13 protein-coding genes are annotated in these 12582 nt (G+C 63.3%); 4 read left to right on the forward strand and 9 right to left on the reverse strand.

Annotated features, from left to right (window positions below; all coding sequences use genetic code 11):
• The 3 genes from YUO_RS0113250 to mtgA all read right to left on the reverse strand — a co-directional run bounded on the left by YUO_RS0113250 (position 1) and on the right by mtgA (position 1884).
• Positions 1-738 (reverse strand): hypothetical protein, encoded by a 738-nt coding sequence (locus YUO_RS0113250; protein ID WP_028347700.1) that lies wholly within the window; start codon positions 736-738, stop codon positions 1-3.
• A 134-nt stretch (positions 739-872) separates the two neighbouring features.
• Positions 873-1055 carry a 50S ribosomal protein L32 gene (rpmF, locus tag YUO_RS0113255; protein ID WP_028347701.1) on the reverse strand — a complete coding sequence of 61 codons (183 nt, stop codon included), beginning with the start codon at positions 1053-1055 and terminating at the stop codon, positions 873-875.
• A 157-nt stretch (positions 1056-1212) separates the two neighbouring features.
• Positions 1213-1884 carry a monofunctional biosynthetic peptidoglycan transglycosylase gene (mtgA, locus tag YUO_RS0113260; protein WP_028347702.1) on the reverse strand — a complete coding sequence of 224 codons (672 nt, stop codon included), beginning with the start codon at positions 1882-1884 and terminating at the stop codon, positions 1213-1215.
• Positions 1885-2061: 177 nt separating this feature from the next.
• Here mtgA and YUO_RS0113265 point away from each other — a divergent pair, with 177 nt between their 5' ends.
• Together YUO_RS0113265 and YUO_RS0113270 are read left to right on the forward strand one after the other, a co-directional pair.
• Entirely contained in the window at positions 2062-2982 is a 921-nt protein-coding gene (locus YUO_RS0113265; RefSeq protein ID WP_028347703.1) for a polyprenyl synthetase family protein, read from the forward strand.
• Positions 2983-3002: 20 nt separating this feature from the next.
• Positions 3003-3683 (forward strand): DUF1345 domain-containing protein, encoded by a 681-nt coding sequence (locus tag YUO_RS0113270; protein ID WP_028347704.1) that lies wholly within the window; start codon positions 3003-3005, stop codon positions 3681-3683.
• Between the two features lie 59 nt (positions 3684-3742).
• Here the strand turns inward: YUO_RS0113270 and YUO_RS40630 are convergent, their stop codons facing one another.
• Positions 3743-5509, reverse strand: coding sequence for a caspase family protein (locus YUO_RS40630; protein ID WP_083754585.1), 1767 nt, complete (start codon positions 5507-5509; stop codon positions 3743-3745).
• A 218-nt stretch (positions 5510-5727) separates the two neighbouring features.
• Positions 5728-6156 (reverse strand): GFA family protein, encoded by a 429-nt coding sequence (locus tag YUO_RS0113280; RefSeq protein WP_028347705.1) that lies wholly within the window; start codon positions 6154-6156, stop codon positions 5728-5730.
• 101 nt (positions 6157-6257) lie between these two features.
• Between YUO_RS0113280 and YUO_RS0113285 the strand changes: the two genes are divergently transcribed.
• Complete coding sequence (locus YUO_RS0113285) at positions 6258-6632, forward strand: nuclear transport factor 2 family protein (protein ID WP_028347706.1); 375 nt, start codon at positions 6258-6260, stop codon at positions 6630-6632.
• Positions 6633-6650: 18 nt separating this feature from the next.
• Here the strand turns inward: YUO_RS0113285 and YUO_RS0113290 are convergent, their stop codons facing one another.
• The 3 genes from YUO_RS0113290 to ispG form a co-directional block, all read right to left on the reverse strand.
• Positions 6651-7991 carry a Rieske 2Fe-2S domain-containing protein gene (locus YUO_RS0113290; protein ID WP_028347707.1) on the reverse strand — a complete coding sequence of 447 codons (1341 nt, stop codon included), beginning with the start codon at positions 7989-7991 and terminating at the stop codon, positions 6651-6653.
• Between the two features lie 73 nt (positions 7992-8064).
• Positions 8065-8958, reverse strand: coding sequence for a TauD/TfdA dioxygenase family protein (locus YUO_RS0113295; RefSeq protein ID WP_028347708.1), 894 nt, complete (start codon positions 8956-8958; stop codon positions 8065-8067).
• A gap of 208 nt (positions 8959-9166) precedes the next feature.
• Positions 9167-10459, reverse strand: a complete 1293-nt coding sequence (gene ispG / locus YUO_RS0113300; RefSeq protein WP_028347709.1) for a flavodoxin-dependent (E)-4-hydroxy-3-methylbut-2-enyl-diphosphate synthase — start codon at positions 10457-10459, stop codon at positions 9167-9169.
• A 270-nt stretch (positions 10460-10729) separates the two neighbouring features.
• Here ispG and YUO_RS0113305 point away from each other — a divergent pair, with 270 nt between their 5' ends.
• A complete protein-coding gene (locus tag YUO_RS0113305; protein ID WP_028347710.1) occupies positions 10730-11605 on the forward strand; it encodes a sulfurtransferase in 876 nt (291 codons plus the stop codon).
• Positions 11606-11640: 35 nt separating this feature from the next.
• On the opposite strand, the gene YUO_RS0113310 is transcribed toward YUO_RS0113305, so the two are convergent.
• Positions 11641-12579: a DMT family transporter gene (locus YUO_RS0113310; protein ID WP_028347711.1), complete on the reverse strand. Its 939-nt coding sequence runs from the start codon at positions 12577-12579 to the stop codon at positions 11641-11643.
• Positions 12580-12582: the final 3 nt, after the last annotated feature.

Consider the following 12582-nt stretch of genomic DNA (forward strand, 5'->3'; position numbering starts at 1 on the left):
TCAGCGCTGGGGCGTATCAGGCTTATCCGGCGAAGGCGGAGAGCCTGAGCCCGGCTGCAGTCCCGGTGACGGGACCTCCGGCGAAGTGGCTTCCGGTGAAGGCGCTTTCGGCGAAGAAGTCTCGGGCACGATTGTAGCCGTCTCGGGCGCGGCGGCAGGCTGCGCCGGCTTTGGTTCGGGGCGATCCTGCAGCACGGATTCGGCGACCGATGTTGCCGCTGGTGCCGCCGGCGCAGCAGGCGCAGGCGTAGCTGCCGGTGCCGGCGCTGGTTTGGGCTCGGCCGCCGGGGCCTCGACTTTTTCGGCTTCGGGTTCTTTTGCTGGAGGCGTAGGCGCTGGAGGCGTAGGCGCAGGCGCCGCCGCCGCGACAGCACGGCGTCGCGTCCGCAATGCGAGGCCGGAGACGAAATCCACCAGCGACAGCGCCGTCATCAGGAAATAGGTCGAGGTGCCGAACTTCGGCCACAGCAGGAATTCAGCCGCCGCCGCTCCGAACACGATCAGCGACAGCAGATGGTCGGTGAGGTATTTCGCGCCGGGCCGCGCGCCTTTGATGACCTCGGCGAGCAGCAGCAAGATGCCGAGCGTGAGCAGCACGTCGCTCAGCGTCACCGTCCATTCCGCACCCGACATCAAGGTCAACTTCACCAGCGGATCGGTGAACGATACCTCCGGCATCAGGAAGACGATGATGTTGTAGATCGCGAGCGGAATCAGAAGCAGCGGAAAACCGACCATGGGTATCACGCCTTGCTAGAAAAACCGAAAATGTCCCCGGGCAAAGCATCGCTTCGCCCTGTGGAACCGTTGGCCCACTCGTTGGCCAAATTCGGGCGGGCGCCACTGGAAGCGGCGCCGTATCCCCTATCCGGTCAGGATTCCTTCTTCTTCAGCACCTGCCGGCCTTTGTACATGCCGGTCTTCAGGTCGAGGTGGTGCGGACGGCGCAGCTCGCCCGAATCCTTGTCCTCGGCATAGGTCGGCTTCTTCAGCGCATCCGCCGAGCGGCGCATGCCACGCCGCGAGGGCGATGTTTTTCTTCTGGGAACGGCCATAACACAGTCCTCTAGGGGTGTTTTGTCGGAGGCATCGTCCGAAACCAGACCGCCCAGCGCTTCGCGCACGGGCTGCGATGCCGATAAGGCCGCGCTTATAGAGGATGGGCTGGCGTAAAGCTAGGGCAGGTTGCGGTAAAAGCGGCCGAAAATTGGCTCAAAAAGCGCGATTCTCGCTCCAACAGCGCTGCACGGCACTCGATCGCGCGGTGTAGGTCACGGCCAGACGGCGCACGCCGGGGCCGGGATTGCGGGCGCTGCGCCTGGCTGGGTTGGGCAGGATCGCCGCCAGCAAGGCGGCCTCGCGCGGCGACAGGGTCGAGGCCGAACGGCCAAAGGCGTAGAGGGAACCGGCTTCTGCCCCGAACTGCCCGGATGGGCCGAGTTCAGCGATGTTGAGATAGATTTCCAGGATCCGTTGCTTGGGCAGCACCAGATCGATCCACATCGCAAGCGGTAGTTCGAGCGCCTTGCGGACCACGCTGCGGCCCGGCCACAGGAACAGGTTTTTCGCCACTTGCTGGGTAATCGTCGACCCGCCGCGGGTGGGTTCGCCGTCCTCGGCGTCGTCGATTGCGTCCTGCAGCGCGCCCCAATCGACCCCGCGATGGCTACAGAATCTGGCGTCTTCGGAACCGACCACCGAGCGCGGCAGGTAGGGCGAAATCGCTTTGAAATCGATCCATTGCCGCGACACCGGCGCGCCCTTGAGCCAGCGCCAGGCCATCAGCGTCGAGACCGGATGCCCGGTGCGGTAGAACGGCGTCACCAGATAGGGCAGCAACAGCACCGCCAGCACGATCAGCACTAAAATTCGGACAATGCGCAAATTGGATGCTTCCGGTTCAGCCCAGGCCCGCCCGGGACCGCTGAACAGGCCCCACCCATGTGACATCTCCATGATATTTCGGGCGTTTTCCAGCGCTTTTGTGACGGGGGTCATGGAATTGACGAAGCGCCCGCCATCAAACATTGTCCGGGCCAAATTGATCTGGAGCTATTCTTAATGACCACCGCCACTGCCGATTTTGCCAAACGACTGGACCAAACCGCGGAGGACACCGAAGCGCTGCTGGCGAAGCTGTTGTCCGACACGCTGCTGCCCGACGAGATCGCGCGGCCGAAGCGGCTGATGGACGCGATGCGCTATTCCAGCCTGGGCGGTGGAAAGCGGCTGCGGCCCTTTCTGGTGGTCGAAAGCTCGGCGGTGTTCGGCGTCCCGCGCGAGGCCGCGCTGTTGGTCGGCGCGGCGCTGGAATGCATCCATTGCTATTCCCTGATCCATGACGATCTGCCGGCGATGGACAACAGCGATTTGCGCCGCGGCCGGCCCACCCTGCACAAGAAGACCGACGACGCCACCGCGATCCTCGCCGGCGACGGGCTATTGACGCTGGCGTTCGACATCGTCACCCGCGACGAGATCCACAAGGACGCCAATGTGCGCCTCTTGTTGACGCGGGCACTGGCGCGCGGTTCCGGCATCGGCGGCATGGTCGGCGGCCAGATCCTCGACCTCGCCGGCGAAGGCCGCTTCGGCGACCGCGAGCCGGTCGACGTGGCGCGGCTGCAGCAGATGAAGACCGGCGCGCTGTTGCGCTATGGCTGCATCGCCGGCGCGATCCTCGGCCAGTCCACGCCGAAGGAATACCAGGCGCTCGACGACTACGGCCGCGCGCTCGGCGAGGCGTTCCAGATCGCCGACGACCTGCTCGACGTCGAGGGCGACGCCGCAGCGCTCGGCAAGCAGACCGGCCAGGATGCGGCGCTCGGCAAGACCACCTTCGTCACCCAGCTCGGCATCGACGGCGCCAAGCAGCGCGTGCGCGACCTGTTGGCGCGCGCCGATTCCGCACTGTCGATCTTCGGCGCGAAGGGCGACATCTTGCGGGCCGCCGCGCGCTTTGTCGCGGAGCGCAGGAATTAGCGCGTATCGAAAGCCAGCGGATGGACAAGGAATTCGAGAAACACCTTGTTCGCTTCCAGAACCTGCCGATGCCGGTCCGCGTCGTCTATGGAAGGCCGCGGACCTTCATCGCGCTCGCGGTTGGCGTGGCCGTATTCTTCCTGATGCCTGACACGCTTCGGCTGGCGACACGTCTCATCGTCGGCTGGGATGTCTTCGCCGCACTGTATCTCGTGCTTGCCTATATCATGATGCTGCGCTGCGACGTCGGCCATATAAGGCGCAGCGCGGTGTTGCAGGATGACGGGCGTTTCCTGATCCTGTTAGTGACCGCGTTCGGCGCCCTCGCAAGCCTTGGCGCGATCGCGTTCGAGCTCGGCGCCTCCAAAGGCAATCCGGCCGGGCTCATCCTGGCGACGGCGACGATCGCATTGTCATGGGCGCTTGTGCATACCGCCTTTGCGCTGCACTACGCCCATGATTTTTATCGCGGCAGAACGCCCGGCGGCCTGCAGTTTCCAAGCGGCGACCCGCACGAGGATGCGGATTACTGGGATTTCGTCTACTTCTCGTTTGTGATCGGCATGACCGCGCAGGTGTCCGACGTCGGCATCACCGACAAGGTCATCCGCCGCACCGCGACTGTGCACGGCATCATCTCGTTCGTGTTCAACACGGCCTTGCTGGCGCTGATGGTGAACATCGCGGCGAGCGCTATTTGAAAAGCAATTGGCGCCGCTGTCGCGGCGCCAATATGGACTTGATCTGATGCCGGCCGTCGTTACGGGCACACGCCCGACATGATGGCCTGGTAGCTATTGCAGCCCTGCTGGCGTTCGAGGCCGGTGAGCGGACGGCCACTGGCCCCGATGCTCGGATCCCGTCCCTGATAACGCCCGGCGGTGGCCTGCCTGGCCCGCGGTACCTGATACGGCCTGGCTTCCAGCGCCTGCCGCGGTTCGGGCTTCTCGCGCCTTGCCACCGGCTTTTTAGCGCGACGCTTCTCGCATTCATTGTCGTCGTTGAGGAACGAGCCCTCGGCACAGGTGATCTTGGTGCAGTGCTCGCCTTCGGCCTTGAAGCCGTGCTCGCAAGCCAGTGGGCACACGCGCGACGACTTCAGCTTGATCGTATCGAGCGCATCGACGCTGGCGACCTTGGTATCGAGCTTGGTTCCGGCGTAGCGGTTGAACAAAGTCAGCGACCGCTCCGAGGCGCTACTCCAGTTGCCGTCGGCATTGCCCGTCAGGCAGCCGACGCGGCGCAGTTCGGCCTGCACCGATTTTGTGACGTCAGCCTGCGGCGGGCCGGCCGAAAGGGCAGCAACGTTTACGGCTTTGTCCTTCTCCGCGGGTGCTGGAGCCGACGCCTTGCCGGCGGCGGCGCTTTCTGCGGCGACGCGCTTCTGCTCGGCCGCGGCCGCCTGCTCCTGCGCCACCTGCTTGGCCTTTTCGGCTGCGATGCGCGCCTGCTCAGCCGCCTTGGCTTCCGCTTCGGCCCTTGCCTGCTGCGACTTCTGGGCGCCCTCGGCGGCGAGCCGGGCCCGCTCCTGCTCGGCCAGCCGCGCCTTCTCGGTCGCCGCGACACGCGCCTCCTCGGCCGCGATCTTGTCGAGCTGAAGTTTTGCAAGGCTCGAATAGAAGCCGTCGGGATATTGCCCAAGGAATGCGTTGAGCGCGCTCTTGTTGCCGATCTGCAGCGCGAGTTCGTAATCGCGTCGGGCTTCGGCCTGCGCGCTCAGGGCTGGCGCGGCCGCAACCGGCGCCGCGCGCGCCGGCACCAGCGGCACGTCTTCACCGCCCAGCGAACCATACACAAAGGGTTCCTGCCGATTGTTGGTGGTCTTGAGCACCTCATCGCGGACAAAGCCGAACGCGCGGCGCACGTCGAGCCCGGGCTTGGTCAAATGATTTGACAGCGCCAACGTGAACGGGCTGTTCTTGCCGTCACCGTCGGCCGCGGTCGAACCGGCCTTGGCCGAATAGGCGATCAGGACGTTCGGGCTAGTCGGCTCGACCTTGGCCAGGCCTTGCCCGATCGCGCGCGACGCGACGGTGCGCTTCATGGTGCGGGCAAACGGATTGTCGCGGCAGGCGTCGAGTATCACGAGCCGCAGCTTCTTGGCCGGCTCGATTGCGATCAGGATGCGATCGAGCGAGAGGCCCTCGTCATAAATGTCGGTATCGCGTTCCAGCCGCGCATCGACGGGAATCAGGTAATTCGCGCCGTCAACTTCGATCCCGTGGCCGGCGTAATAGACCACGGCGATATCGGCATCGCGCGCGCGATCGGCGAAGTCGCGCAGCGCGCGACGGGTCTCGGCCGCCGGCAAGTCACGGCGGGAATCGACGACGTCAAAGCCAGCGTCCTTCAGCGTCGCCGCGATTTTGGAACTGTCGTTAACCGGGTTGGTGAGCGGTGCGACATTCTGGTAGGCGGAATTGCCGAGGATCAGCGCGACGCGCTTCTCGGCAAAGGCCGGCTCGCTCACCAGCAGGAAGGCGGCGGCTGCAAGTGCCCATCGGCACAATTTTAGCGATCCAGACATCATCATGACTCCTCCGGAGCCTCGTACTTTTTTACCACACCGGTCCACCTATCAGAAGGATCAGGCGAACTTTGTGAGTTAGGTCACGAACCACGAGCATGTGAGACGCGCCCTCTCTATCCTTAGTCTGGCAAGTCTCCCGCGGGTTCGGCCATCGCCAAACACCTTTCCCGCCGGGTTCCGCCCGGATATGGCGGCGAACGTGTACGCTGGCGCGATCACCGCGGCACGAGATGTTCCTGGAATTGCGGCAGGTCATCCGTGATCAAGAACCAGGGCGCCTTGGAGCCGACGAAGATGTGGGCCGTTGGACGGATCGAGGGATCGTCAACCAGCGTGCCCATGGCAACATGGACGAAGGCGCCGTCGCGCACCACGGAATAGAGCAACGAGCCGCATTTGGGGCAATGCGCGTTGTGGTTCGCCGCATCGCCATAGATCATGATGTTGTCTTTGCCTTTGGTGACATCAAACTTGTCACGAGCGATGCCGGCAAACGGCTTGAATGCCGAAGCGGTGGTGCGCCGGCAATCCGAGCAGTGGCAATTCAAGGCGTATGCGAACTCGTCCGCCACCGCATAGCGCGTCGCGCGACAGAAGCATTCTCCGGCAAGAATGCGAGCATTCGATTTTGCTGAACCAGCCACCTGCAATCCCTCGCACCTGTGATGAACTCACCATAGCGCAATGCGCCGGTTCGTGGCTTAATTCAACTCGAACAAATTTCAAATGTCGGGGAGGAATAGCTGTGAGTCATGACCGATCGACCGTCGAAGCCGTGGTGCAGACCTATTTCGATGGCCTCTATGAGGGCGATGCCGACAAGCTCGGCGCAATCTTCGACGCAAGCGCCGATTTGCGCTGGCTGGAAAAGGGCGAGTTGCAGGTGCTGACAGTACCGGACTGGCTCGACCGGGTACGCAAGCGGCCCTCCGCCAAGGCTGAAGGCAAGCCGCGCGAGGATTTCATCGTCACGATAGACCGCTCGGACGAATCCACCGCCTTCGTCAAGGTGCGCTGCCAATTGCCACCGCGCTATTTCACCGATTATCTGGTGGCGATGAAACTGCGCGACGGCTGGAAAATCGTCTCGAAATCCTATCGCTACGATCTGCGCGAGTAATACTTACTCAGGCCTGCCCTACTCCGCCGCCGCGGTCCTGCCGGGACCGCCAACATAGCCGGCCGCATCGCCGAAACGCTCGATCATGACAGCGGTGAGGTCCTTGGCTTTGCTGGTGACGCAGGCGCCGGAGCGCACGGCATAGCGGTCCTGATGCTTCAGGTGCGGCGGCGCCTCGCCTTTTTGCAGCGCGCGGGCGGCGTCCATCACCAGCTTGCGGAAATGCATGATGCCGAGGTCGGTCGGGCCGAGATGCTCGCGCGTGCGATCGGCGATCGGGCCCTGGCTGTCCTGCACGGCGGCGTCCTGCTCGGACACGCCCTTGATGCCGGTGTAGCTATGGGTCTTCTGCAGCTTGCGATCGATCAGGTAATCGTTCGACTTGTTGCGCAGCGGCACATAGTTCTCGTCGACTTCCGCAATGACGCCGTTGCCGCGATCGTAGGCCTCACGCTCGGCATCCGTAATCGGCCGTTCCGGATTCCAGGCATAAGTATAGATCCAGCAATTGGTATCGGTCACCGGCACAAAGCTCTGACCAAAAATGTTCTCGCCCGGCATCGCGCTCGGCGCATAGGCATGCACCGGCATCAGGAACTGGGCGATGCGCCAGTAGATATTGTCGCTGCCGGTGAGACGCCCGCCTGCGATCGTGAGCCCGGCGTCATGCGGGTTGATCTTGATGACGGGGCGCGGATCTTCAGCGATCCAACGCATGTGGTCGGTGGCCACCCGCGTCAGCGGATTCACAAAGTGCTTCTTGATATCGAGGATCTCGTTCTCTTCCTTTTCGAAGGAGAGATGCGCGAAGGTGAAATGTGCGGTGTCGATCGAGCCTTCCAGTGCCTGCACCCAGTTGCAGTCCTGCCATTTCTTCGAAACGTAGCGATGCGAGGGCGGCACCAGCGCCATCTCCAGATCGGGCAGCTCGGGCACCTGATCCGCGGGACCCATATAGGCCCAGATCATCTCGCCCCACTCGCGCACCGGATAGGACTTGATGCGGATCAGGTTCTTGGCATTGAGATCGGGATAGGAGGTCGGCATGTCGACGCAAGCGCCCGAGGTGTCGAACTTCCAGCCGTGATAGACGCAGCGAATGCCGCACTCCTCGTTGCGGCCAAGCCAGAGATTGGCGCCGCGATGCGGGCAATATTGATCGATGACGCCGACGATGCCGCGCGTATCGCGGAAGGCGAGCAGTTCCTCGCCCATGACGACGATCTTCTTCGGCGGACCGTCGGCCTCAGCTAACTCCTCCGACAGCAGCACCGGAATCCAGAAGCGGCGTAGCAATTCGCCCATGCCGGTGCCTGCGCCGCTCTCGGTGAGGAATTTGTTGTCTTCGGCGCGGAGCATGGGGCGTCCTCCGGACGTTATTGCTTTTGATCGAGCTTGGCGCAGACGCGACGAGGCGTCAACGCATCGCGCCTTACACCGGCCGCTCGCCCTTCACCGTCACCCGCGTGCCTGACCGCGTATGCGGCCAGTAGTCCCACATCGCGCGGTGCTGGGCGCAGCGATTGTCCCAGAACGCGATGGCGTTTTCCGTCCAGCGGAATCGGCATTGGAACAGCGGGTTCTCCGCGTGCTGGTAGAGGTAAGCGAGCATGGCATCGCTCTCGTCGCGCGGGACGCCTATGATGTGGCGGGTGAAGCCGCGATTGACGTAGAGCGCCTTCTTGCCGGTGACGGGATGCGTGCGCACCACGGGGTGTTCGGCACGCGGATATTCCGGGCGGTCGGCGACGCCATAGTTGGCGTAGAGCCCGCGATAGGTCTGCTCGCCATCATGCAACGCGGTCAGCCCGTCGAGATAGGTCTTCATCCGGTCCGACAGCGCCTCATAGGCGGCGTACATGTTGGCAAACAGCGTATCGCCGCCGCGCGGCGGGCATTGCTTGATGTAGAGGATCGATCCCATCGGCGGCTCGACATCGCAGGATACGTCGGTGTGCCAGCCCTCGCCATTGGCGCGCGGAGAATCCTTGTCGGCATAGATCTTCATCAGCGCCGGGTCGCCCTCGTTGGGCGCCGCCGGATGCACATGCAACTCGCCGAACTTGCGGCCGAAGGCGAGATGCTGCTGTGGCGTGATGTGCTGGTCGCGGAAGAAGATCACGAGATTTTCGGCGAGCGCGCGATGGATTTCGTCCATCTGCCGGTTGGAGCGCGCGTCGTCCGAGACGAGCTTGCCGATATCGACGCCGGTAATTTCTGCGCCGATGATCGGCGTGAGCTTCTCGACCGCAATGGTCTCGTAAGGTTCGGCTTCGTCGGCGACGTGCCGGTAGCGCGGTCCCTGCTTGCCGGACAGCGATGACATGGGCGCTCTCCCAATCGTTCTTGATTGGGACGCATCGTAGCTCAGGCGATACGAAGTGCAATGCACGTAGCTCGGTGTCCCTGCGAACGCAGGGACCCATAATCACAAGAGATTGTTGTTGTAGGGGCTGGAGCTACAGCGCCGCATAAACCACAAAAACCTGTGGTTATGGGTCCCTGCGTTCGCAGGGACGACAGGCAGAGAAAGCCTACTCCGCCGCGGTCACCGCGCTCTCGGGCGTCTTGTTGCCCTTGCCATAGCGCTGATCGATGTAATCGATGACCAGCGCCTTGAAATCGGCGGCAATCGTCGGACCGCGCAGGGTGCGGAACTTCTTGCCGTCGACGAACACGGGCGCGGCCGGCGCTTCGCCGGTGCCGGGCAGGGAGATGCCGATATTGGCGTGCTTGGATTCGCCCGGGCCGTTGACGATGCAACCCATCACCGCGACGTTAAGCTGCTCCACGCCGGGATACTGCGTCTTCCAGGTCGGCATCTCGTCGCGGATGAAATCCTGGATCGAGCGCGCCAGCTCCTGGAATGTGGTCGAGGTGGTGCGGCCGCAGCCCGGGCATGCCGCGACCAGCGGCACAAAGGTGCGGAAGCCCATGGTCTGCAGCAATTCCTGCGCGACCTGAACTTCCAGCGTGCGGTCACCGCCGGGCTCGGGCGTGAGCGAAATGCGGATGGTGTCGCCGATGCCGTCCTGCAGCAGGATGCCGAGCGCGGCGGATGAAGCCACGATGCCCTTCGATCCCATGCCGGCCTCGGTCAGGCCGAGGTGGATGGCATAGTCCGAGCGGCGCGCCAGCTCCTGATAGACCGCGATCAGATCCTGCACGGCGGAAACTTTTGCCGACAAAATCATGCGGTTCTTGGGCATGCCGAGCTCTTGGGCGCGGGCGGCCGACAGCAAGGCCGACTGCACCATGGCCTCGCGCGTCACCGCGCGCGCATCGCGCGGGTTGGCCGAGGCCGTATTCTCGTCCATCAGCTTGGTCAGCAGCTCCTGATCCAGCGAGCCCCAATTGGCGCCGATACGCACGGGCTTGTTGTTCTTGTTGGCGATCTCGATGATATCGGCGAACTGCGTGTCGCGCTTGTTCTTGAAGCCGACATTGCCGGGATTGATGCGATACTTGTCGAGCGCTTCGGCACATGCCGGATATTCGGCGAGCAGCTTGTGGCCGATATAATGGAAATCACCGATTAGGGGCGTGGTGATGCCGCGCTTGCGCAGGCCATCGCGGATGTGCGGAACGGCGGCAGCAGCTTCCTCGCGGTCGACTGTGATGCGCACCATCTCCGATCCGGCGCGCGACAGCGCCGCGACCTGCGCGATTGTGCCTTCGACATCGGCGGTGTCGGTATTGGTCATCGACTGCACGACGATCGGCGCCCCCCCGCCGACGGCAACATTGCCGACCATGACCTGGGTGGTTTTGTGCCGGGCCTTCGGGCCGGCGATGTCGTCTTGCGGGATTATTTCGGGCTTGTTCATGGGGCCTCGAATATCAGGTTTTGGTGACATGTACCAAGGGGGCGGCGAAGGCAGTGTGCGCCTTGTCACATAGCGGATTTTTATCTTGTGTGTTCAACGGCTTAGGCCAGCCGCAGCGACCGAAAGCAGGGGCAAAAGACCTCGTCTTTCGTTAACCGCTATATTGGACAGGAATCACCGAATTGAAAGGGCGAGCGCACTTTCCGGCCGCCTTTTCATAGCCCGATGCAAGCCCTAGCATCGCCGAAACATAAATAATGGGAGGCAGGTATGCCGGCGCGAAACGAGCTGATCACGACGGCGGAACTCACCGACCTTCTCAGTCAGCCCGATCTGCGCCTGTTCGATTGCACCACCTACCTCGAACCCGCCCCTGAAGGCTCCAGCCTGCCCTATCTCACCGTGCCGGGCCGGCACAGCTTCGAGGCCGGGCATATTCCGGGCGCGGACTTTCTCGATCTGCAGGGCGAGTTCTCCGATCCCGATACCGAACTTCGCTTCATGATGCCGGATGTGGCGTGGCTCGAACGGGCATTCGGCCGCCATGGCGTTTCAAATCAAAGCCGGGTCGTGCTGTACAGCATCGGCACGCCGATGTGGGCAACGCGGTTCTGGTGGATGCTCAGATCGCTCTGCTTCGAGAACGTCGCGGTGCTCGATGGCGGTCTCGACAAATGGAAGTTCGAGGGACGCCCGCTCGAAACCGGGCCGGCGAAGGGATACGAGCCGGCAACATTCACGGCCAATCCGAGGCCAGGTTTCTTCGTCGACAAGCACGAAACGCTTGCCGCTACGTCCGAGCGAGGCACCGTCATCGTCAACGCGCTCGGCCCGCAATTTCACAAAGGCCTCGAGCCCAGCCGCTATGGCCGGCCCGGCCGCGTTCCCGGCAGTTGCAACGTGTCGGCGGCCACACTGCTCGACCCGAAGACCAAGGCGTTCGTCCCGCTTGCGGAGGCGGAAGCCAAATTCAGGGCCCAGGGCATCACCAGGGACAAACGCGTGGTCGCCTATTGCGGCGGCGGCATCTCGGCGACGATCGACCTGTTCCTGCTGCACCAGCTCGGTTACGACGACCTCACCCTTTACGATGGCTCGATGGGCGAATGGGCCAAGGATGCGTCGCTGCCGGTCGAGACGGGATAGACCCTCTGCCCGTCACTTGCGAGCGAAGCGAAGCATCACGCCGGCACGTTCGGATCCGGTACCACCTTCGGGTCTGGCTTGTTGACGAGATAGAGCCCGGCGATGACAAGCAGCGCTGCAATACCGAAGGCAACGGTCAGCGTGTCGTGCAGGATGAAATAGGCGGCGACGACGCCGAACAATGGCGTAACGAAGGTGAAGGACGACAGTTTGCTGGCAGAATAGGTCTTCACCAGCGCGAACCACAGCACGAAGGTGCAGCCCACCACCCAGATCGCCTGATAAGCCAACAGCGAGATCGACAGCGCGCCCGGCATGTGGGTGATCTTCTCGCCGAACAGCAGGGATGCGCAGCCCAGGATCGGGATCGATACGGCCACCTGATATCCGAGCGCCTTTTCCGGAGCTGCGTTACGAAGTTTCGTGCCCTTGGCGATCAGCGTGGTCGCGCCCCACAGCGCGCCGCCGCCGACCACCAGCAGGTCGCCCAGCAACACTTTTGCGTCGACATTTGCCTGCGGCACGCCGATTGCCAGCGCGACACCCGCGAAGCTGAGGCCCAGTCCGCCCCATTGCAGCATGCTCAGGCGCTCGCCGAGAAACTGGTAGGAGCCGAGCGCGACGAAAAACGGTGCAGTGTACAGGAACACGGCGGCGCGCGACGCCGATGTGAACACCAGCCCGCTGAAGATCAGCACGAATTCGATGCCGAACAACGTGCCCGCCAGCAGGCCGGGACCGAGCGAGCCGTCACGCTCGAAGAATTTCACGCCGCGCAGCCAACCGGCCAGCAGCATCACCGGCAACGCGCCAGCCGAGCGGATCAAGGCCTGCAGCATCGGCGGCACATCGGGCAGCGTCAGCTTCACGGCAATCTGGTTGAAGCCCCAGCTCAGGCACAACATCAGCATCACGGCGATGGCGCCCGGGTTGAGCGCACGCCCGGCGGAAGGTTCTACTGGCTTGGATGACATCAC

Source organism: Bradyrhizobium murdochi (genome assembly GCF_000472965.1).
Taxonomy (GTDB): domain Bacteria; phylum Pseudomonadota; class Alphaproteobacteria; order Rhizobiales; family Xanthobacteraceae; genus Bradyrhizobium; species Bradyrhizobium murdochi.